This is a genomic window from Campylobacter armoricus (assembly GCF_013372105.1).
GTDB lineage: Bacteria > Campylobacterota > Campylobacteria > Campylobacterales > Campylobacteraceae > Campylobacter_D > Campylobacter_D armoricus.
Genome location: NZ_CP053825.1, coordinates 1,514,907 through 1,538,135 on the forward strand (window position 1 = coordinate 1,514,907; position 23,229 = coordinate 1,538,135).

Sequence of the window (23,229 nt, forward strand, 5' to 3'; positions counted from 1 at the left end):
GATTGGTTTTTTTAAGTAATAATTTTTACTATCTATATTTACAATATATTAAAAATTATAAAATCACTTATGCCATTTTCGCTAATCACACTAAGAATATACTTACCTTTATTTAAATCAATAGGTAGAATGTCTTCTTTTCCTTCATGGATAAATTCTTGATTCAAATACCAAAAAATCCTTTCATTACTAGGATTTGATATTTTTATAAGTAATTTTTGTTTTTCTTTTAAATCTTTTGGCAAAATAATATTAAGATTATTCAAAGGATATATAATTTTTATTTTTTTATTAGATGTTTTTATATTTTGCTTTTCTTTAGCAAAAAAAGCTTGAGCATTTGGAGGCAAATTTAAAATAGTTTTCTTCTTAGCATGGATAAAATTTTCATCTAAAGAATTTACTTCTTTGTCTTTATACACAAAAATTTCCTTTAAAAATGGAGAAACCCGCAAAATCTTTGCACTTTGCGGATAAAGAATTTCTTTAAAACTAAATTTATTATCATATCGATAAGCTGTTTGATTTTCTATTTTAATTGAAACTAAATCATTTGGTTTTTCAAATTCTAGATTTGTTTTATCAAGCAAAGAAAAAAGCTCTAAAAATAATTCTCCTGCAATACTTACTCCATAAAGATTAGCATTAGCTTCTCCGCTAAAATTTCCAACCCACACCCCTAAAGTATATTTAGGAGAAGTTCCTATGGCCCAAGCATCTTTTCTACCATAACTTGTCCCTGTTTTCCAAGAAATGATAGTATTAAAATCGTATTGCTTTAGTCCTACTCTATCTAAATCTTTTAATACTTGCAAAGTTAAAAAACAAGCTCCATCACTTATAAGTTTTTTATCTTCTTTAATAGATGCATTTTCTTCATATAAAAGTTCTTTAAAATTTCCATAATTCCCAAGTCCTAAATAAATTTTAATCATATCTTCTAAACTAAATTCTTTTGTACCTAAAATCAAAGAAAGTCCGTATTTTTTAAAATTTTCATCATTGAAATTTAATATATCTTTAAGTTTATAAAAAAATTTCTCATATCCATACTCTAAGAGTAAATTTACAAAAGGAATATTTAGTGATTTTTGCAAAGACTCCCTTGCACTAACAAAACCATGATATTTTTTATTTGCATTTTGTGGGGCAAAATTAGAAAAAAATGTAGGCACATCAAGCATTAAAGAATCAGGCACTATAAGCCCCTCATCTATAGCAAGAGCAAAAAGCAAAGGTTTTAATACTGAACCCACACTACGCTTTGCTATAACTCCATCTACTTGTCCTAAGGTAGTAAAATCATAAAAATCATTTGAACCCACATAAGCTAAAGCTTTATTTGTCTTAGTATCTGCTAGCAATATAGCTAAATTTTTTATGCCCTTTTGATGAAGTTTATTAGAATACTCTTTAGCCTTTTCTTCAAATTTTATTTGAAGATTTTTATCTATACTAGAAACAACTTTTTCTTCATTTTCTAAAAGCCTTCGTGCTAAATGAGGTGCTAAATTTTTTCTTGGTTTAAAATTAGGGAGTTTTTCAGCTTTTGCTAAATCTAAAATATCTTTAGAAAAATATCCCTTTTCAAAAAGTCTATCAAGCAAAGCATTACGCTTTTTTAAAAGCTTATCTTTGTTTTTTTCAAGATTAATTAAACCTGGATTATTAGGAAGCACAGCAAGCAAAGCTGCTTCACTCCAAGTAAGATCTTTTAAATCTTTTTCAAAATAAAACAAACCAGCACTTGCAACACCTACTAAATTTCCTCCATAAGGAGCATTGTTTAAATAAAATCTTAAAATTTCTTCTTTATTATAAGAATTCTCTAAAGCAAAGGCTTTAATAATTTCATTAAATTTATTAAAATATGTGCGTTTGTTTTGTTCTAAAAGTTTAATCGTTTGCATAGAAATTGTGCTAGCACCGCTTCTTTTGCTTGAAAAAAGATTATTTTTAAAAGCTCTTATAATAGCTAAAAAATCTACCCCATAATGAGAATAAAAGTTTTTATCCTCATATAAAATAACTGCTTGTTTTAGCTTTTGTGGTATGTATTCGCTCTCTAAATGCCATTGTTCATTAGCATCTAAAAATACACTAAGAATTTCTTTGTTTTTATCAAATAAAACCCTGCTATATGTGCCTTTAAACAAGTCCTTACTATCAAAACTAAAATAAATTAAGCCTATGTAAAAACACAGGCTTAAAAAGCATATTGCAAGGCTTATTTTGATTTTCACTGCACCACTTTAACTCTTTTACTCTCACTTAAAGCCCTATAAGCATTATCATACATCGCTTCAGCATAAGCCCCACTCAGAGTATAAACACCTGGAGTAACAGCACTTAATTTCACAAAAAATTCTCTTGATTCATCAGAGTATAAAGGAAAGAAATACATGATTTTATCATCTCTTATATCGACAAAATCATAATAAGAATTTTTTACAAAATCAGGAGTTTCATTCTCTAAAAGATCATGCACTATCTCCCATCCACTTGGTAAAATTTGACTCAAAGCTATATTAGAAATGCCAGGGTAGTTTTTATTTGATATTTTTAGTTTCATATAAAAAATTTGAGAACTTTTTATAGTACTCTCATCTATTTCATTTCCATTTTCATCATAAAAACTTCTTTCTATATATATACGATGTGCAAAAGGCTCGACAATACCTTTTTTAATCCCCTCTACTCCAAAATACACAAAGGTATCTTCTTTAGCTTCTATTAAAGCATTACCTTGATTAAATTCAAATTTGGAAAAACTTGCATCAAGCTTTTTATTTTCACCATTGATTTTTACACTTGCATTGATAGTTTTAGAATTTTCATCACTAAAGCTATTTGCCAAAGCATATAAAGCATAACCTATACTTTGGGTGCTAAGCCAAGCATAACTTTCTAAACTTTTTTTAATATCATCTAACAATTCATCATTGTCTTTACCATAGATTATTTTATACGCATTAGCAATAATAGCTTCATCTCTTAAAAAAGATCCATAAGTATAGGCATAATTAGTTTTTCCATCGGGCTTTGTGCTTAAATTTTTAGCTATATTTAAAGCTACCTCATCAAAGCCTGCTAACTTATAAGCTGCACCAAGCTGCCAAAGACTTACATTATCTAAGCTTTTTAGATATTCACTATTTTCATAAATAGTATTCATTATGCTTAAATTTGGTTCTTTAGCTAAGGCTAAAAGATATAAAGAATTAATCTTGATAACTTTATTTGCTTGATCTTGCAAAATATAACGCTTTTGATAATCAAGCCATGCTTTAAACATTCCCTCACTTACATAATAACCTCTTTCTTTAGCTAAAATCATAAACATACCTGCATAATTACTTCCCCAAGCATCAGAATCCTTAAGTCCTTGCCAGTAAGCAAAACCACCATTAGCAGTTTGGAAATTTGCATACTTACTTAACAATGCATTAATATTGTTAATATTTTTTTGTTCATTTGCTCCTTGATCAAGTTTTTGCAAAAATAGCTGTGGTAAAACTGCTGAGGTGCTTTGCTCTATACATCCATAAGGATAATTTTGCAAGTATTTTAATCTATGATTTATATTTAAGATAGGCTTAGAGCTCACATTTAAAAATGCCACTGGATTGATATAATCTTGCGTGATTTTAAATTCCATGGAAGTATTTGCAGGAATTTTAAAAGATTTACCCTCATAAGTAATAGTATTTAGTGCTTTTATATCAATTTGTGTATTTTGAGTATAGGTGAAATCTTTTGCACTCAAACTTAACTCTATTTCTTCTACCCCAAGCTTATTAGAATTTACTTTTGCATTAACATAAACATCTTTTGTTTTTTCATTACCAAAATCAATCAAAATTTCATCTTTATCAAAATTTATGAGTGAATTTTTTGCTTTTAACCTAAGATTTGCATTTTTAACATCATCATCTACTTTAAATACTTGCACCAAAAACTTAAATTCATCATTAATTCTCAATGCTCTTGGTAATGTTTCAAGCATAACAGCAGGTGCGCTTACTTGTATATTTTTAAAAGCACTTCCAAAACCTTTTTTATTATTTGCAACAACTATAACTTTTACCGAACCCAAATATGAAGGCATATTAAATTTAACTTTTGCATATCCATTTTCATCACTCATTATAGGCTCTTGAAACAATACAACAGGTTTAAAGCGTCTTGCTTGCTCATCTGCTTTGCTTTTATTAGCTCTACTTTCTAAGAAAACATCACCACCGGTTGTTAATACTTTAGATATATTTGAAGTGTTTTTAGCAATTATCTTATCATAAGTATCATATATACTCATATTAAAACGAATTTTTTGATAAAAATATTCCCAAATATTAGGAATTTCATATGCACTTACATCAAGCAAACCTTCATCTACTACAGCTATTGTATAAGTATAGCTTTGTTTGTTTTTACTTTGAATTTCTATTTCAAAATCTTGCGTTGGCATAACTTTGTTTGGTGCTTTTACATCAAGCTCAATCTTACTTTGCTCATCAACAACATTTAAAGGAACAACACCAAAAAGCCTCAAAGCTCTATCGTTGGTATATTTATTATAATCTTGAAGTAAAATTACACTTACATAAACATTTGGTATATATTCTTTAAGAATAGGTATTTCAATTTTTGTTGTATCTTCATAAGTATCTATCACAAAGCGTTTTAAAATTTTTGTATTATCATTAAGCGTTATGATAGCTTTAGCACCTTTAATACTTTCAAATTCCACAATGGCAGTTTCGTTTGCTTTGTATTCTTTTTTATCACTTTTAATCTTCAAAGAACTAACTATATCAGCATTGCTTGGTGCGCCAAAACTACTGATATAAAAAAACTCTCCAGTGCTAGTTTTGCTTTGTGTATCTTCTAGCTCTATAAACATTTCTCCGTGATAATCTTTTGGATCAAATTCAATCTTTACAGGTTTATCTTGGCTAATTATAGTTCCTTGCATGATAATTTGAGTATTCTTGTCTTTTTTTAAAGATTTCAAAAAATCATCATAATTATCATAATCCCACCACCATGAATAATCATTTGCATAAATGGTGTATTTAATCTCTTTATTTGCTATCAAATTTTCATCTAAATTGCTTACTATAGCTTCAAAATTTATTATTGAACCTGAATTTAAGTAATGATTTTTGAGTTTTTTTATCCCTACAAAATTTTCATGCAAAATTATTTGTGATTTTTGAGCTGCTTGTGCAGATCTTGATCCTTTTTCAAAAACTCTTGTTTTTAATATTGCCTCTAAATTATAAGGGGTATTTTGTATAAAATCTTTTAATATAAAACTTTGTTTTATTGAGCCATTATCATCCAAAAATCCTTCTATACTATCTTGATATTTTTGCACCAAAACACTAGGATTTGAAAAAATATATTCTGGATATTTTGAATTTTTATATTCGCTTTTACTAACAAATATATCTGTTTTGGATTTCAAACCGCTAGCCGGTGCTCCAAAAAGATATTTTGAGCTAACATTAAAATCTAAGTTTTCATTTTTATTTATATTTTCTGGAGCTTGTAAAGACACTTTTAATCTATTTGGAACAATATTTTGCACTAAAATCTCTTTATCAAAAACTATATTTGCAAATTCTACTTTTGCCAAATATACTCCACTAGGTGATTGTTGGCTTAAATTTATCTTTTTATAAAAAGTTCCATTGCTCAAAGGATCAAGCTTGATTTTATCTAAAAGTTTTTTATTACGCGGATCAAAAAAACTTAAAAATATAGGATGATCTATCGCTCCTTTATCATTTCTTGCTACTATACTTAAATGTATATCATCTCCTGGTCTATAAACACCTCTTTCTGTATATATAAACACTTTATTTTGCGAATTTAATTCCAAACCACCTACATCAAAACCATCATAAAGCAAAGGCGAGCTCAAACGCAAAATAGAAGCTTGTTTATCTTTTGAAGCGATGATAAATAAAGCTTTTGACTCATCTATATCATCAAATATAACTAAGCCATTATCATTGCTTATTTTAGAAGCTAAAATTTGATTGTTTTTGCTAATAATATCAATTTTAACCCCTTCTAAAGCTTGTTGAGTATTAAAATTTCTTACATCAACAAAAAGCTTTTTGTTTAAACTTTGAGCAATTAAAGCTATATCTGAAAAAATAAGATTTTTGCTAATCTTTGCTTTTTGATTGAAAAATCTATATTTTTTCCAATCCTCCATCGTTTCATCAAATTTAAAATCAACATCTTCTTCTTTAAAATAAAGTTTTACAATAAAAACACCACTTAGATCTTTTAACCCATCTAAAGCAATTTCGTGTTCAACCCATTCATTTTTTATATTCTCTATATTAAAATCTTTTTTAAGAACTATTTCACTTGTATAATCACTTTCAGAAAAAATATCACTATCATAATCACTTAAATTTTTTGCACCTTGAAGATTTTTATATCTTAGATATTCACTTAAATTATTGGAAAAAACTTGCCATACTTCTAAATGAACTTTTTTTACATTTAAACTTTTAAAAGCTATCTTTTTACTTGCTGTGCTAGATAAAAATACACCTTGACTTGAAAAACTAATAGCAGGTTCATAGTCTTTAAAATCAACCTTTGCACTATAATCTTTTTTAGTATCAACACCAACATTACTTTTAAGTCCCCGTGCAATTTTGATTTCATAACTTACATTTGGATTAAAATTTCCTATTAGTTTTATTTTATTTGTTGTTGCTAAAGCTTTAAAATCTACACTAGGATTGATAGATATTAACTCTTTTAAATTCTGATCTTGAGAAATATTTTGAGAAAATAACAATTCTATATTTTTATTTGAGATATTAGCATTTTGAAAAACAAATTCATTTTTAGCTAGTAAAATATATTCAAATTCTAAATTTTTTTCTAAACCTAAAATTTCTTTGTCAAAAACAACTTTAATACTTACATTTGTATCCTTTGCAGTTAAAATACTAGAATACACATTAGCTATATCTTTTTGCACTAGTATTTTATCGATAGGAATGTTTTGCTCACCATTACTTATTTTTATAGCTTTTAATAAATTTTCTTGATTTATTGGATAAAAACTTTGTATATTCAAAACCAATACATTCTCTTGATTGATTTGGCTTTGAAAATACCCTTTTACATCTAAATTTTCATAAGGAGTCTTGAATTTTAACTGCACTTTTTCACCAGTAAATATATCATTTAAATCTATCAATGCATCATATTTTTGATTGGCTTTTAAAGTAGTGAAAATTTGCAATCTATTTGAGTTATCAAATTGATATTTTGCTTTTATTTTCTCACCATTTAAAACTATTTCTCGCTCTTTAATAATTCCTATTTCCTGATTAGTAATATCTTTGTTAAATTCTATAAAAATATTTTGAGTTTGCTCATCAAAACCAAAAGCTCTTACATTAGAATTATTGTTTTCTTTTTGACTGCATGCAAAAAACATGCTTACACTAAAAAAAAGAAATAAAAAATACAAAACCTTTTTCATAACTTTTCCTTAAAATTGGTAAATTTTGATAAATTATATCCAAATTCACTCTTACTTCACTTAAAAGATTATATAATTCACATATAAAATCAAAGGAGATAAAATGAAAAAGAAAATCACTACTTTACTAACAATTTTAAGTCTTTCAAGTTTTGCTTATGCTGATGGAATTTATGGAGTTATTGTTGATATAAATGATGGTGCTAAAACTATTTTAGTTGATACTACTTATGGACAAAAAATCAATATGAAAATACTACCAAATACAGAAATTGATATGGATGATTGTGGTATTTTTGGAATGGATAAACAAGGCACATTTAAAGATTTAAAAGTAGGTACTTTTATAGAAGCTGAAATTTTTAAAGGATATGCTCAAACTACTCCAAATCCACAAACTCCTGAACAAACTCAAAACATCACAGTAAAAGAGATAAAAATAGACTGCAAAAAAAGAGCATACTAAGTTTTTTAATGTAAAATAGCCAAAAAGGAGCTATTTTACATGCGTATTTTGATGATTTTATTGTGCATTAGCACTTTTTCACTAGCTTATAAAATCCAAGGTATTTTAAAAAATATCAACCAAAACACTATAAGTATTCAAACCCATTCTAATGATAATCTTATTATCACCATTTTACCTCAAACACAAATTGAGGTTTATAATTGTGGAGTATTTGGAAGCAATAAAAAACAAGCTCATACTAAAGATTTAAAAAAAGGTAGCTTTGTAAAAGTTGAAGGTAATAAAAATAATAGCATTATTATCGCACAAAAAATAATACTTGAATGCAATTAAGAAGAGCTTATATTAAAGCTCTTCTTTTGAATTATTGTTGATTTTTTCTATATAAAGACTTTGTGATGGAAACGCAAAGCTAAGATTATTTTTTGCTACAATTTTCATGAGTTCAAGCAAAATACTTTGTCTAGACTCCCTAAAACCTTTTCCATCTACTGCTTTAGTATAAAAATACACTTCTATATCAATAGAACTTGCACTAAAACTACTGACTGCTACATAAGATACATTTTTATAGCCTTCTAAGTCATTTACTGAAACTAAATTTTGTCTATATCTTGCACGAGAGCCACCATAATTTAATGCACTATCATCAACTTGTGCAATTAAAGGACTTGTAGCTAATAAATTTTTTATATCTTCTACACATCGTTCAAGCTGTTCAGGGGTAGCATCATAAGTAACACCTAAAAATAATTTAACATGGCGACCTATTTTTCTTTTACTCCAATTTTTTATATTTGTTCCCATGATTGTAGAATTGGGTAAAAAAACCAAAGAATTATCAAAAGTTCTAATAGTAGTTTTTCTAAGTCCAATTTCTACTATGGTTCCCTCAATTCCTGAAATTTCCACCCAATCACCTTGATTAAAACTATTATCAAAAAGTAAAAGTACAGATGCAAAAAAATTAGCAATAATATCTTTAGCTGCTAAAGCTACTGCCAAACCACCTATACCCAAAGATGCTATCAAAGCCGATATATTAAATCCTAAATGCGCTAAAACAAACAAAAAAGCAATAACAATGATAATAAAATACAAAATTTTTATTACCAAATTTACTACTTCTCTTTTGCCACTTTTTTCTGCAAGTTTTGCTACTGCAACCATACCATAGCTATCAAAAATATTAATTACAAGCCAAGCAGATAACACTATATAAATAATATATAAAATATTACCAATTCTTATATCTACTGGAACAGGATAGTACACAATCGTAAAACAAATTCCTATAGCATAAGCAAACAAAAACCAACCGATAGGTTTTTGAAGTTTTTCTAAAAAATGCGTTTTTATTTCTAAATTTGCTGATTTATTGCCAAATAATCTTATAAGAAAAAAATACAAAATTTTCGCAAGGTAAAATTTCAAAGAGTAAAAAAATACTATTACTATTATAGAAATAACTATTTTTCCTACATTGACTGATTCTATCTGAGTATTATCATTTATATAATTTATTGCTTTTTGCAAACCAAGCTCATTGAATAAAAAATTTGTTTCTAGTAAATTTGCATTATTTCTTAAATAAATTAAAATTTCATTGTATGATTTTATAGCATTTCTTAAACTATTTTCATTTACTTCTAAAGTTCTAAGCTGATCTATATCATTAATTTTTTCTTTATCAAAAGAAAAGTTAAAGACTATATCTTCTTTCAAACTATCTATGCTTTTATCTATAATATTTTTTATTTTATCGCTTTGTGCTCCTTGAATAAACAATTTTTCTAACTCAAAAAGACAAATATAAAAATGCTCAGCTGAAGTCAAATTTAAAAGTTTAATTTTACTATCTACATATTCATAATATCTTTTTTTTAATTGTGCTTCTTCGGTATTTTTTTTAAGCTGGTGTTTAGTATTTAAAAATTCTTTTACTTCCTTATCATCTACTTTTTGAGATACCATTTTCAATGGTAAAATAGTAAGAATAGTATTTTTTTGCTTCTCTATTTCTTTTATATTATCCTGAAATTCACTAGCATTAGCATCACTATTTTTAAAACTTTCTAAAAGCAAATTTAACTCTATATAGTTTTGCACTAAAGAAAAAATACTATCTTTTTCTTTAAAGGGATTTTCTTTTTCTTGTTGTGCATTTAAATGAAGCGTAAAAAAAGCAAATAAAATTATTAATATTTTTTTCATATTTTTTTTGTCCTCTCTTGTATTAATATAAAATTTTCAAAACTAAAATCATATTCGTAAATTTCACCTGTTTCTATGATGTAATACCAAGCATGAAGTTCAATTTCCTTTTTATTTAAAGCATCTTCTATACCTGGATAAGTTAATAAATTTTGCAAAGAATTAACTAGATTCATCTTCTCAGTCATCCAAGATCTCATAGCTAAATCATCTTTGGCAACTTTTAAGACTTTATTTTTGATAGGCTCAAGCAAGGTAAGCCATTTTCTAACATTTGGCATATTTTTTAAATCATTTTCATTAGCATACAAAGCTGCACAACCACCACAATTACTATGCCCGCAAACTATAATATTTTTAATATGCAAAGAATTGAAAGCATACTCAATTGCTGAAGTAGTTGCTAAAAAATCATCTCCCACCCTATAAGGAGGAACAATATTACCTATATTCCTTACAACAAAAAGCTCACCTGGACCTGTGTTGGTAATTAAATTTGGAATTACTCTAGAATCAGCACAACCTATAAAAAGCGTATGAGGATTTTGCTTATTTTTTAAACTTTCAAAAAGCTCTGCATGCTCTTTAAAATCTTCTTGCATAAATTTTAAAGCACCTTCAATCAAATTTTTCAAAAAAATCCTTTTTTGTTTTTTGACTAGCCAAATATTATACTAAAATTATTTTTATAATAAATTATGTAAATTTATTTTTCATTATATTTTTATACAATTTTAATCTTTTATTTATCTTTTTTTTGTAAATTTTGAATTTAAAAAATAATTGGAGGATTTTAATGAGTCTTTATGATAGAGATTATTCTAAAACCCAAGAGTTTGAAGGTTATGCTAGAAGTGATTTAAGCATTTTTATAAAACAAACTTATCAGCTTTTTGCTGCATCTTTATTAGCCGCAACAGCGGGTGCTTATATAGGAATTTTTGCACTAGCACATTTATTTATGCAATCTCAAGCAACTTTTTGGATTTTATTTATCATTGAAATTGGTTTGCTATTTGCATTACAATGGAAAAAAAGAGAAGCTCCGCTTAATTTAATTTTACTTTTTGGTTTTACTTTTTGTTCAGGGCTTACTTTAACACCACTTTTATATTCTGTTTTAGCACTGCCTGCTGGAGCTAGCATTATTGCTCAAGCTTTTGCTTTAACAACAGTAGCTTTTGGTGCTTTAAGTATATTTGCTATGAATACGAAAAAAGACTTTACTATGATGGGAAAAATGCTTTTTGTAGCTTTAATTGTTATAGTAGTAGCTTCTTTGATTAATATATTTTTCCAAAGCTCGCTTTTAAGTTTAGCAATTTCTGGTATTGGTGCGATTTTGTTTTCTTTTTATATACTTTATGATACACAAAATATCATTAAAGGAAATTACGAAACACCAATCGAAGGTGCAGTTGCACTTTATCTTGATTTTATCAATCTTTTCATCTCTCTTCTTAATATTTTAAGAAGCTTTAGTAATAGATAATTTTGCGAGAAAACTCGCAAAATTTCTTTGCTTCTTTCAAGTTTATATCAAGCTTTTTTAGTTAGAATACTTATTTTATTTTCAATAAGGAAAATTCATGACTACTCTTTTAATTATTTTACAATTTGCAATTGTTGTAATCATTTGTATTGCTGTATTATTACAAAAAAGTTCAAGCATAGGACTTGGAGCATATAGTGGGAGCAATGAAAGTTTATTTGGAGCAAAGGGTCCTGCAGGATTTTTAGCTAAATTTACTTTTATTATGGGTATTTTACTTATTGCTAACACAATTGCTCTTAGCTATATGTATAATAATGCTAATTCTAACTCACTTGCTGAAAAAGCAGAACAAATTTTGCCAAAAGCACCTGAAACAAATACAACTAGCATTCCAGTTGCACCAAGTGCCCCAATTAGCGAAAGTAATACTAGCAAATAATAAGGAAAAATCATGCTAAATGAAATTTATACTAAACAAAAACAACAATCAGATAAAAGCTTAGAGGCTTTAAAAAAAGATTTTACCACTATAAGAACTGGCAAAGTAAATATCAACATACTTGATCATATTCATGTAGATTATTATGGTAGTGCAACCCCACTTAATCAAGTGGCAACAGTTTTAGCAACTGATGCTTCAACTATTAGTATTACACCATGGGAAAAATCTATGCTAAAAGCTATAGAAAGTGCTATAGCCGCAGCAAATATTGGAGTAAATCCAAACAATGATGGTGAAAGTGTAAAATTATTTTTCCCTCCTATGACAAGAGAACAAAGAGAAGAAAACGCAAAAAATGCTAAAGCTATGGGAGAAAAAGCCAAAGTAGCTATTAGAAACATTAGAAAAGATGCGAATGATGCGGTTAAAAAGTTAGAAAAAGATAAAGCAGTTTCAGAAGATGAAGCTAAAAAAGCTTATGATGAAATTCAAAAACAAACCGACAACTATACAACAAAAATTGATGAGTTGGTAAAAAATAAAGAAGTGGAACTTTTAAAGGTTTAATTATGAATTTAGAACAAATTTATAAAGATTGTGGAGCATATTTACAAGGTCATTTCTTACTTAGCTCAGGAAAACATTCTGAGTTTTACCTTCAAAGTGCAAAAGTTTTAGAAAATCCAAAGTTAGCAGGTGAGCTTTGTGATAAGCTTGCAGAGGTTATTGTAAGCTTTGGTATTAAATTTGATAGTATTTGTTCTCCTGCTTTAGGTGGAATTTTGGCAGGATATGAGCTTGCTAGAGCTTGCAATAAACGCTTTATTTTTACAGAGCGTGTGGAAGGAATCATGAGTCTTAGACGCGGTTTTGAAGTAAAAAAAGGCGAAAGATTTATAGTTTGTGAAGATATTATTACAACAGGTGGTTCAGCACTTGAAAGTGCTAAAATTATTCAAAGTTTAGGCGGGGAAGTAGTTGGGTTTGCAGCTTTAGCTAATCGCGGTTTTTGTGCAGTTGCAAATTTAAATAGCCCAAGGAAAGAAAATGCAAAATTACCCGAGTATTTACCTTTATTTGCTTTGGGAAATTTTGAATTTGATATTTATGAGAAAAATTCTTGTCCATTATGTAAAAAAGGAACTAAAGCTATCAAACCTGGTAGTCGTGGTAACTAATGAAAACAAAAGCAAAAATAGCAAATAGATGGTTTAGATTTAAAGCATTTTTGATAGATATATTTTTGCTTTATGTTCCGATATTATATTTATTTTATTTTACTCTTGGTTCAAAAGAAGATTTTTTGAATAATCAATTTATAATTTTTTTATGCTCTTTGCTTTTTGGACTTTTACAAGCTTTATTTTTAGTTAAAAAAGCTCAAAGTCCTGGACTTAAAGCGTATGATTTATATTTAATAGATATAAAAAATGGACAAAAATTAAGTTTTTTACGAATTTTATTGCGTTATATTATTTTTATTATAAGCTTTGGTTTATTAGTCGGATTTTTAGTAAGTTTTATAAGAAAAGATACTTTAAGTTTGCATGATATATTAAGCCAAAGTGCTATTGTTACAAAGGTAGAAAAATGAACAGAAAAAAAATTTACAATCCAAAATCAAATGAAACTTTAAACGATAGGAAAGTTTTTAATGGTAATCCACATGGTATTTTAAACTTTACTAAAGCAAAATATACTTGGGCTTTAAAGCTTTGGGATTTAATGGAAGCAAACACTTGGTTTCCAAAAGAAGTGGATACTACTAAAGATGCACTAGATTATCGTTGTAATCTCACAACAGCTGAAAAAAGAATGTATGATCTAGTTTGGTCTCAACTTATCTCAATGGATAGTTTTCAAACAAACAATCTTGCCGATAATATCAACCCTTATATCACAGCTCCTGAAATCAATGCAGTTTTAGCACGCCAAGCCTATGAAGAAGCAAATCATTCTAAATCTTATGCTGTTATGGTTGAAGCAATTTGTGAAAATACTGATTTAATTTATGAAATGGAAAAACACGACAGCACTTTAAGAGAAAAAAATGATTTTATTTCAAGTATTTATGAAGAATTAGCGGGTGATGTTGATGACAATAAACTTTTACTTGCAATGGTGGCAAATCAAATTCTCGAAGGAGTATATTTTTACAGCGGTTTTACTGCTATTTATGCTCTTGCGCGTGCAGGAAAAATGCTAGGCTCAGCACAAATGATCCGTTTTATACAAAGAGATGAAATCACTCATTTGCTTTTGTTTCAAAATATGATCAATTCCGTAAATAAAGAAAGACCTGATTTATTTAACGATACTAATATAAGTAAAATCTATGATATGTTTAAAAAAGCTGGGGAACTTGAAATTAAATGGGGTAAATATATCACACAAAATCAAATTATGGGTTTTACAGATGATATTATAGAAGAATATATTCATTATCTTGTAGATCAAAGACTTACAGCCATTAATCTTGACAAAATTTACAATGCAAAACATCCTATTAAATGGGTTGATGATTTTTCCAAATTCAATGACCAAAAAAGCAACTTTTTTGAAAGTAAAGTTACAAATTATTCTAAAGGAAGTTTAAGTTTTGATGACTTTTAAGTCTCAAAGCTTAGTTTCATTTTATATTGAAAATATATTTTATTTTTATTTTGTTTAAAATAATATTATTTCAACTTCAAAATTTTTACCAAAGGAGTTGTTATGGAGTTTTTAGAACTTTTATTGATTTTCGTCGCCATAATACTCATGATTTTCAAACCAGAAAAAGAAAAACTTGCTTTTTCTTTAATTGTAATATCATGGGCAATTATGGTATTTGACTACCTGGGTCGCAAATCAGGTGCAATATTAGGCTTAATGAATTTATAAAGGCTATACATGTGTGATATTAATAAAACTAAATTCTTTTATTTTTTAATGTGTCTTGCAGGTTTTTTAATTATTCTACTACCTGTTGGAATTGCAAATTTAATTTTTGGTTATATGTTGGCAGATAGTCCTTGTACTTCTTGTTGGGGTCAAAGAGAATCTATGATTTTCATTGGTGTAGCAGCTTTATTTATCGTTCGTTATGGAATGAAAGGAAAATTTTTAGCTTTTCTTTTAATTGCAACCGCCTTTGGCTTATGGCAATCATTTAATCATATAAGTGGGCATGCACATCGTGATCTTGACCAAGGTTTTGGTTTGCCTATTTTTGGATTACATACTTACTTTTGGGCCGAAGTAGTATTTTGGGCTGTAGTTTTACTACTTGGAGTCATCTTTGCTTTTGCTCCTAAATTTAGCTCTTTTGAAAAAGAAGTGGAAGGTGCTAGCTTTAGAAAATTAACAAAATTTAATTTAGTAGCCATGCTTATTGTTGCTTTCATTGTTGCTTCAAATGTTTTCCAAGCTTTTGTAAGCACGGGTCCTGTCCCATATAGTGGTCAAGGCGATCCTGTTCGTTTTAGCTTAAATCCAAAATATATCATTTGGGATGATTCTGGCTGGAATAAAAGTTGGAAAAGCTTCTCTTTTTTAGGAAAACGCGATGTTAAAGAGCCAGATTTTGCTTTTGCACCTGCAAACGAAAAACTAGGCATTAAATTTGATAATAACACTAGCAATGCACCATTTACAAATATTAATGAGAATTTGAAAATTGTCAATGAGAATAAAATTGATTTTGCAAAACCTATTAACACACTTGATTATATCAATGGCGAGTATGTTGCAAGTTCTAAATGGGAAGTATTTTTCTTAGATGATAACTTTAGCACAAAAGAAGATTTTGTTTTAGATCCATATTTTTCAGCCACAATCAATCCTATAGTTGGAATCATTCCTTACTTGGATAATAAATATATTTTAATGGGATCAAATAAAACTTTCTTAAGATTTGCAAAAAATCCTAATGCAAATGAAGCGTTGCAATATGCTGATTTTATAAAAGGAAATGACAAATTCGAAGGTCAAGGAAAAGACTTGGGTCGTGGTAGAATCGACACAGTAAGAGCTAAATTTAATCATATTTTAAGCACTACAACAGATGGTGAATATATGTATATTGCAACCGTTCCTAACAATAAAGATGCTAAAACTTTTGTAATTTCTAAAATTTCTTTAGCAGATAGAGTTCTTTCGGCTGAATTTACTCCTAAAGCTGAATTAAAAGAAGGGAAAACTTTAGGTGATCTTTATGTAACATCAATGGCTTTTAACAATGATAAGCTTTATGCATTAAGTAAAAAACACAATGTTATTGCAGTAATTGATCTAGATAAAGAAGCAGTTGTAAAAACTATTTCTTATCCAGAAAATATAACCAATGCAAGAAGTTTATTCTTCAAAGATGGTAAAATACACATCTTATCCTATCAAGATGGTGCAAATATCCTATATACACTTGATTAATTTTAGGGCGTTAAATCGCCCTAATCGTTTTTTAAAGCTAGATAAATAAAAACTAAGATAAAATAACACTTTTATAAGGAGTGCTATTGATTCATATATTTGAACAAAAACAATGTCAAACTATGGCAGAAGAAATTCGTAAAAATACTTTTATCAATGAAGAATTGTTTGAAGCTTTTTGTTCTACTCCAAGAGAGATATTTTCACCTTTAAAAATGCATGCTTATAGACTTGATGCACTTCCTTTGATGGGCAATCAATGGATAAGCTCACCTTTAACTGTGGCAAAAATGACCATGGCACTTGATTTTAAAGATGCTGATAGTGTCTTAGAAATAGGCTGTGGAAGTGGATATCAAGCTGCAATTTTAAGTAAGCTTATAAGGAGAGTTTTTACTATAGAACGCATAGAAAAATTAGCGATTAATGCTATAGAGAAATTTAAAAAACTAGGCTACACTAATATCCATGTAAAATTTGATGATGGACAAAATGGTTGGAAAAATTATGCGCCATATGATAGAATTTTACTCTCAGCTTATATAGAACATATTCCAAATATTTTATTTGATCAACTAGAAAATAATGGAATTTTAGTAGCTCCTTTGCTTATAGGAAACCAACAATTTATCACTAAATTTACAAAAAAAGACGGAAAAATTGGTAAAGAAATTTTAGATGAGTGTCTTTTTGTACCTATTAAAGATGGCAAAGAATAACTAAAGTTTCATTTTTAAAACAACAAAACCATATTCATCTTCATATTCACTCTCTTGTATAAATCTACATTTTTGATAAAATTTGTATGCTTTATAATTATCTTTATTCACTTCGACATACTTTAAATGATAATCATTTATAGCTTTAGATATTAATGCAGTTCCTATGCCTTGATTGAAATATTTTGATTTTAAAAATAACATTTCAATTTTTTCATCCTTAAATGCCAAAAATCCAATCATCTCATCTTTATCATAACAAATCAAATAATTTAAATTAAAAAAAACTTGTGAATTTAAAAGATCATTTTTAATTTTTTTTCTATCAAAATCAGACAAAAAATCGTGAGAATTTTTTACACTATCCTCCCATATATCAATCAATTTATCTTTGATATCATCTGTAATTTTTTCAAAATATTCAATTTTAATATAATTATTTTTAAACATAAGCTTCCTATAGGATATATTTCCTTATAATTATACTAAAAAAGGAATATTATGAAATTTAAAACATTACTTTTTAGCTTATTCACCACTAGTGTGCTTTTTGCTTATGAACAGATGCCACAAAACGCATCGCATGGAAATTTTATAGACAAAGACAAATGGAAAAATTTAGATAAAAATTGGATATATTGCGAAAGCGGATTAAATCAAGATTTTATCAATATAAATACTAAAAAAGCTACAAACAAAAACCATTCTCTAGAATTTAACTACACAAACGATTCTTTTGGCTTAATTAACGATGGTTACACCGTAAAAATGCATTTTGCAAGCAATGGAAGTCATATTACATATAATAATACAAATTATGATCTATCACATTTTCATTTTCACACACCATCCAAAATCACCATAAATAATCAATCCTATCCTTTAGAAATTCATTTTAGTCATGTAAGTCAAAAAGGGGATATTATCGTCGTAGTGTTACTTTTACAAGAAGGTAGAGAAAATCCATTTATTAAAAAAATTATTCGTGCTTTTCCTAAAAAAGAGGGTGATAAGCTTTATGTACAAGGTTTAAGTGCTGATGAGTTATTACCAAATAATACTAATTCTTTTTATACTTTTAAAAATAAACTTAATAAACCTTGTAATCAAGAAATCACATGGATAGTTTTAAAAGAAACCACACAGGCTTCAAAAGAACAAATTCAAACTATACAAGATTTAATGGGTAAAAATGAAGAATTAAAAATAAAAAATCTTTCCAAAATAGAAGAAAGCAACTAAACGAAAGTATTTAGTTGCTTATTAATGCTTGAATTTTTTCTAAATTAGCTCTAAAAAGTTTAAAATTTAACTCGCTTGGTATTTTTAAATCAGCAAAAAAAGGATTTTTTAAACTTGCAATGAGTAAATAATCATCTTTTTTCAATACTCTTTGTGTGGAAAATTCTTTATCTTTTACTTTTTTAAAAATACTTTCATTTGAGCTAATGTCTTCTTTTAATTTCTTACTATAAAGCAAAACCCCGCAAAAGAAATTCCCAAATTCATCTTTAAATTTCACATCATAAAGACTAAAATCATCAAAAATAAAAGAATTTTGAGAATGATAAGTTTTTAAAGAAAAATCAAAAGCAATTTTTTCAAAGTCTTTTTGACTAAAACCTTGTTTGTCAAATTTAGCATTGTTTTGTTTTAAAAATTCTTCACACATTTTAAATACAAGCTCATCGCGTCCCCACATAAGCTTTTTACCTAAAATTCTAAAAAATAAAACTCCTGCTAAAGTGGCAAAAAATAAAGATATAATCACATCCTTGCTAAATTGAAAAGCAAGAAAAAATACAACCAAAGCTTCAGCAAATGCTAAAATTTGCAAAGCTTTGAGCCTTTTATTTAAAGCTTGTCTTATGGCTTCAAAATCCATTAAGACTTAGCCTTTTCCATTCTTTTTCTTTGAGTAGGATCAAGATATCTTTTTCTAACTCTAATATTTTGCGGAGTAACTTCTACAAGCTCATCCTCTTCTATCCATTCTAATGCTCTTTCAAGACTTAATTTCCTAGGTGGGACGAGCTTAATTGCATCATCACTTCCGCTTGCTCTAACATTGGTTAGATTTTTACCTTTGATAGGATTAACATCTAAGTCGTTTGGACGAGAATGCTCACCTATAATCATACCTGTATAAACTTTAGTTTGAGGATCGATAAATAACACCCCTCTATCTTGCAAATTAAATAAAGAATATCCTAGTGCAACACCATTTTCCATAGAAATCAACGCGCCGTTATTTCTTTTTTCAACAGCTCCACTAAATGGACGAAACTCTAAAAAGCTATGATTCATAACTCCTTCACCTTTAGTATCTGTTAAAAATTGTGATCTAAATCCTATGAGCCCACGCGCAGGAATTTCAAACTCAAGTCTTGTTTGACCATCTCCTGTTGGAGTCATAGTTTTCATTTCTGCTTTTCTTTTACCTAATTTTTCTATCACTACCCCAGTAAAATCATCAGGCACATCAATCACTAAATGTTCAAATGGTTCGGTTTTAACTCCATCTTCTATTTTAACAATAACTTCAGGTCTTCCCATACAAAACTCAAAGCCTTCTCTACGCATATTTTCAGCTAAGATGGTAATTTGAAGCTCACCTCTTCCACTTACTTTAAATTTACCCTCACCTGTGCTTTCATATTTCATCGCAATATTAGTTTTCATTTCAGCTTCTAAACGCTCTGCAATCTTATTTGAAGTTACATGTTTGCCTTCAGTTCCTGCTAAAGGTCCATCATTTACTGAAAATACTATACTCAAAGTTGGCTCTTCTATGTGTAAAGGATCAAGAGGCATTGGGTTGTTTGGATCTACAACACTATCTCCTACATCTAAAGCTTCAAAACCAGCAATTGCTACAATATCGCCTGTTCCTGCTTCATCAATATCCATTTTTTCTAGACCCATAAAGCCAATAAGCTTTGAAATTCTTCCATTAATTTTAGATCCATCTGCTTTAGCAAGCATAACACTTTGATTTTTCTTTACTTTTCCATTAAATATTCTTGCAATTCCTATCTTACCAACGAAATTATCATAACCTAGAGTAAAAACTTGAAGTTGTAAAGGATTCTCATCACTACCACTTGGTGCAGGTACACGCTCAAGTATAGTTTTAAATAATGGCTCCATATTATTACTTTCATCTTCGAGTGCAAGTTTTGCATAGCCATTTTTAGCAGCTGCATATACCACCGCAAAATCAAGTTGTTCATCATTTGCCTCTAAAGCCACAAAAAGATCAAAAATTTCATTGATTACGCGTTCAGGATCTGCTGCAGGTTTGTCTATTTTATTAATAACAACTATAGGTTTAAGACCTAAAGATAAAGCTTTTTTTACAACAAATTTAGTTTGAGGCATAACTCCTTCTTGTGCATCAACTAAAAGCAAAACTCCATCTACCATTTTTAAAACACGCTCAACTTCTCCACCAAAGTCAGCATGGCCTGGAGTATCTATGATATTTATTTTTGTACCTTTATAATTAATAGCAGTATTTTTTGAAAGGATGGTAATACCTCTTTCTTTTTCTATATCATTACTATCCATTACACGCTCTGCTATTTGCTCACGCTCATTAAAAGTTCCTGATTGTTTTAAAAGCTCATCTACCATTGTTGTTTTACCATGATCAACATGAGCTATAACGGCTATATTTCTAATATTATCCAAGTTTTTCTCCAAAATCTTAAAATTTATAATCTAATATTATATATGAAAAATGCTTAAAAAATTAGATTAAGAATTTGGAACACTTGTTGCTTTTGTCTTGGTAAGAATTATTTTTAAGGAGAAAAATATGTCAAACCTAAACGCTCAAATCTTTAATGCTAACTTAGAAAAACAAGGAACTTCAGTTTTAAATAGTAAGCACTTTATGGAACTTTTAAATTATTTAGAAGTTATAAACTCAAAAGAAGAAAAAGAATTAAATTATGCAAAACTTTCAAGCAAAGTAAGTGAAATTTTAGATGATACACACAATGAAAATGCAGTTTTAAATGCTAAAAACATAGAAGAATTATTAGTAATTTTTAAAAACTTTAATATTTCTCATGAAAATTTAAAACTTGATTGTACTTCACAATTACAAAATTTATTTCCAAATTTAGCAAGAAATAATTTTTTAGTAGGTTAATTAATGTCAAATGTACAAAATAGCGATGCTTTAAATTTACTAAGCATCGCACCTAAAAACGAAACTTCTCATAAAGCAAGTTTAGATTCGCAAAATGATGGGGAAGAATTTTTAAATTCTTTATTGCAGGCTATTAACGAAAAAGATGGAAGCTTGCCAAAAAATTTTAAAACTCCAAAAAAAGAGAATACAACAAATGATAAAAGTTTAAAAGAAAACATTATCAATGATAAACTACCACTAGATAATAAAGATGCTACAAAACTCTTTGAAAGTGCTAGTTTTATACAGATACTTTCTTTATTAGAAGTTTTACAAAAAGATAGCAAAGATATAAAATTAAACAAACTTACAAAAGACAATACTGCTATTTTAACTCTTGAAAAAAACATAAATAAACTAAAAAATGTTAAAAATATTGGTGAGCTTTTAAGTATTGCAAAAGATCTTGGATTAAATGTTAAAAATATTAAATTCGAACAAATTAAAAATATCAAAGAATCTTTTCCAAATCTTGATAAAAAAGGATTTTTTGAGCCTATAAAACAAAACAATACTAATATATTTCAAGATTTAGTTAATCAAAAAATTTCTAAATTTTTACAAGAAGATTATAATGTAAAAAATATCCAGTCAAAAAATAAAGAAAATAATAACACCTCTTTGCTCACATCTACTCTAAAGAATATAGAGCTTCCAAAAAAAGATATAAAAATACAATCAAAAGAAAATTTCCAAAATACAATTTTTAAAGAAAATATAACAGAAAAAAATCCAATTCAAAATGAAAAAGATATAAAATTAGCAACTAAATATAACGAGAAGCTAAATGATATAAAACTAGTTAATCTTACCCAAAACACTAACTTAAAAAAAGAAATTAAAAGCAAGGAAAAATTAGAATTTAAAGAGATGCTAAAAAATGAAAAACTAAACGATATAGAACTTATCTCTCTCACTCAAAACTCCAACTTAAAAAAGGAAATTAAAAATAAAGAAAAAATAGATTTTAAAGAAATATTGAAAAATGAAAAATTAACCACTAGCGAAGATAGTTTTAGTAAAAAAATAAGTTCTGTCTTAGAAAATTCAAAAGATTTAAAAACCGAACTAATAAACATAAAAAATACCCAAAATTTACAAAACCAAAATCAAGATTTAAAAATTAATTTAGAAAATTTATTAGCTCCTCAAGAAAAACAATTGAAAATAGAAAAAAATATCCAAACCACAGATAACTTCGGTGATATTTTTAAAAACACTAAAGAATTTACAAAAGATGAAAATGACAATGGTGAAGAAAATTTAAATTCTTACATAAAAGAAATGAATAGAATTTCCAATAATTTTGTAAAAAATCAAAATATTCCTATAAAAGAAACATTCAATGATTTTGCCCAAGAGTTTAAAGAGAAATTAGAAAGTTATAAAGCACCTATAACCCGATTTAGCATAACTCTAAACCCACATAATCTCGGAGAAGTAGAGGTAACTTTAGTTCAAAGAGGCTCAAATTTAAATATCAGTTTTAATTCTAATCAAAATACTTTAAACCTTTTCATACAACATCAAGCTGAATTTAAAAACACTCTTGTGAATATGGGTTTTACAAATTTGGAAATGAACTTTAATAACCAGGAAAGAAAAGAACAAAATAATCCGCAAAAACAAAAGAACAATAATAACAAAGAGGATAAGGTGAATTTTGAAAAAGAAATTCAAGAAAAGCCAAGCTTAGAAATGGTTTTAGCAAAATATTTCTAAATGGAATATTTTTTGCTTAAAGCTTTAAAAAC

21 protein-coding genes are annotated in these 23,229 nt (G+C 27.8%); 14 read left to right on the plus strand and 7 right to left on the minus strand.

What is annotated here, in order from left to right; translation table 11 throughout:
- Positions 1-38: 38 nt before the first annotated feature.
- Together pbpC and CARM_RS07750 are read right to left on the minus strand one after the other, a co-directional pair.
- A complete protein-coding gene (pbpC, locus tag CARM_RS07745) occupies positions 39-2,243 on the minus strand; it encodes a penicillin-binding protein 1C (protein WP_139426455.1) in 2,205 nt (734 codons plus the stop codon).
- A complete protein-coding gene (locus tag CARM_RS07750) occupies positions 2,240-7,525 on the minus strand; it encodes an alpha-2-macroglobulin family protein (RefSeq protein ID WP_139426457.1) in 5,286 nt (1,761 codons plus the stop codon). Before CARM_RS07750 ends, pbpC begins: the two co-directional genes overlap by 4 nt.
- A 103-nt stretch (positions 7,526-7,628) precedes the next feature.
- Here CARM_RS07750 and CARM_RS07755 point away from each other — a divergent pair, with 103 nt between their 5' ends.
- Together CARM_RS07755 and CARM_RS07760 are read left to right on the plus strand one after the other, a co-directional pair.
- Positions 7,629-7,991, plus strand: coding sequence for a hypothetical protein (locus CARM_RS07755; protein WP_139426459.1), 363 nt, complete (start codon positions 7,629-7,631; stop codon positions 7,989-7,991).
- A 39-nt stretch (positions 7,992-8,030) separates the two neighbouring features.
- Entirely contained in the window at positions 8,031-8,327 is a 297-nt protein-coding gene (locus tag CARM_RS07760; protein WP_139426461.1) for a hypothetical protein, read from the plus strand.
- Positions 8,328-8,339: 12 nt separating this feature from the next.
- Here CARM_RS07760 and CARM_RS07765 read toward each other — a convergent pair whose 3' ends face one another.
- Together CARM_RS07765 and CARM_RS07770 are read right to left on the minus strand one after the other, a co-directional pair.
- The gene (locus CARM_RS07765; RefSeq protein WP_139426463.1) at positions 8,340-10,208 is read right to left on the minus strand and encodes a mechanosensitive ion channel family protein; all 1,869 of its coding nucleotides are present in this window, start codon (positions 10,206-10,208) and stop codon (positions 8,340-8,342) included.
- Positions 10,205-10,843 (minus strand): carbonic anhydrase, encoded by a 639-nt coding sequence (locus CARM_RS07770; RefSeq protein WP_139426465.1) that lies wholly within the window; start codon positions 10,841-10,843, stop codon positions 10,205-10,207. Before CARM_RS07770 ends, CARM_RS07765 begins: the two co-directional genes overlap by 4 nt.
- A gap of 161 nt (positions 10,844-11,004) precedes the next feature.
- On the opposite strand from CARM_RS07770, the gene CARM_RS07775 reads away from it, so the two are divergent.
- The 9 genes from CARM_RS07775 to CARM_RS07815 all read left to right on the plus strand — a co-directional run bounded on the left by CARM_RS07775 (position 11,005) and on the right by CARM_RS07815 (position 17,274).
- A complete protein-coding gene (locus CARM_RS07775; RefSeq protein ID WP_139426467.1) occupies positions 11,005-11,700 on the plus strand; it encodes a Bax inhibitor-1/YccA family protein in 696 nt (231 codons plus the stop codon).
- Between the two features lie 97 nt (positions 11,701-11,797).
- Positions 11,798-12,142 carry a preprotein translocase subunit SecG gene (secG, locus tag CARM_RS07780; RefSeq protein ID WP_139426469.1) on the plus strand — a complete coding sequence of 115 codons (345 nt, stop codon included), beginning with the start codon at positions 11,798-11,800 and terminating at the stop codon, positions 12,140-12,142.
- 12 nt (positions 12,143-12,154) lie between these two features.
- On the plus strand, positions 12,155-12,712 hold the full coding sequence (frr, locus tag CARM_RS07785; RefSeq protein ID WP_139426470.1) for a ribosome recycling factor: 558 nt from the start codon (positions 12,155-12,157) through the stop codon (positions 12,710-12,712).
- Positions 12,713-12,714: 2 nt separating this feature from the next.
- Positions 12,715-13,323: an orotate phosphoribosyltransferase gene (gene pyrE, locus CARM_RS07790; RefSeq protein WP_139426471.1), complete on the plus strand. Its 609-nt coding sequence runs from the start codon at positions 12,715-12,717 to the stop codon at positions 13,321-13,323.
- A complete protein-coding gene (locus CARM_RS07795; protein WP_139426472.1) occupies positions 13,323-13,739 on the plus strand; it encodes an RDD family protein in 417 nt (138 codons plus the stop codon). Before pyrE ends, CARM_RS07795 begins: the two co-directional genes overlap by 1 nt.
- On the plus strand, positions 13,736-14,758 hold the full coding sequence (locus CARM_RS07800) for a ribonucleotide-diphosphate reductase subunit beta (protein ID WP_139426473.1): 1,023 nt from the start codon (positions 13,736-13,738) through the stop codon (positions 14,756-14,758). Before CARM_RS07795 ends, CARM_RS07800 begins: the two co-directional genes overlap by 4 nt.
- 102 nt (positions 14,759-14,860) lie before the next feature.
- Positions 14,861-15,028: a disulfide bond formation protein Dba gene (gene dba, locus CARM_RS07805; RefSeq protein WP_139426474.1), complete on the plus strand. Its 168-nt coding sequence runs from the start codon at positions 14,861-14,863 to the stop codon at positions 15,026-15,028.
- A 9-nt stretch (positions 15,029-15,037) separates the two neighbouring features.
- Positions 15,038-16,555 carry a disulfide bond formation protein DsbI gene (gene dsbI / locus CARM_RS07810; protein ID WP_139426475.1) on the plus strand — a complete coding sequence of 506 codons (1,518 nt, stop codon included), beginning with the start codon at positions 15,038-15,040 and terminating at the stop codon, positions 16,553-16,555.
- 89 nt (positions 16,556-16,644) lie between these two features.
- Positions 16,645-17,274: a protein-L-isoaspartate(D-aspartate) O-methyltransferase gene (locus CARM_RS07815; RefSeq protein WP_139426517.1), complete on the plus strand. Its 630-nt coding sequence runs from the start codon at positions 16,645-16,647 to the stop codon at positions 17,272-17,274.
- Here CARM_RS07815 and CARM_RS07820 read toward each other — a convergent pair whose 3' ends face one another.
- Positions 17,275-17,724, minus strand: a complete 450-nt coding sequence (locus CARM_RS07820) for a GNAT family N-acetyltransferase (protein ID WP_139426476.1) — start codon at positions 17,722-17,724, stop codon at positions 17,275-17,277.
- Positions 17,725-17,775: 51 nt separating this feature from the next.
- Here CARM_RS07820 and CARM_RS07825 point away from each other — a divergent pair, with 51 nt between their 5' ends.
- Complete coding sequence (locus CARM_RS07825; protein WP_139426477.1) at positions 17,776-18,516, plus strand: carbonic anhydrase family protein; 741 nt, start codon at positions 17,776-17,778, stop codon at positions 18,514-18,516.
- Positions 18,517-18,526: 10 nt separating this feature from the next.
- Here the strand turns inward: CARM_RS07825 and CARM_RS07830 are convergent, their stop codons facing one another.
- Positions 18,527-19,159, minus strand: a complete 633-nt coding sequence (locus CARM_RS07830) for a poly(A) polymerase (protein ID WP_139426479.1) — start codon at positions 19,157-19,159, stop codon at positions 18,527-18,529.
- A complete protein-coding gene (typA, locus tag CARM_RS07835; RefSeq protein WP_139426481.1) occupies positions 19,159-20,967 on the minus strand; it encodes a translational GTPase TypA in 1,809 nt (602 codons plus the stop codon). The genes CARM_RS07830 and typA overlap by 1 nt, the downstream gene beginning before the upstream one ends.
- A gap of 127 nt (positions 20,968-21,094) precedes the next feature.
- Between typA and CARM_RS07840 the strand changes: the two genes are divergently transcribed.
- Both CARM_RS07840 and fliK read left to right on the plus strand, forming a co-directional pair.
- A complete protein-coding gene (locus tag CARM_RS07840; protein ID WP_139426483.1) occupies positions 21,095-21,433 on the plus strand; it encodes a hypothetical protein in 339 nt (112 codons plus the stop codon).
- Between the two features lie 3 nt (positions 21,434-21,436).
- Positions 21,437-23,197 carry a flagellar hook-length control protein FliK gene (gene fliK, locus CARM_RS07845; RefSeq protein ID WP_139426485.1) on the plus strand — a complete coding sequence of 587 codons (1,761 nt, stop codon included), beginning with the start codon at positions 21,437-21,439 and terminating at the stop codon, positions 23,195-23,197.
- Positions 23,198-23,229 lie beyond the last annotated feature (32 nt).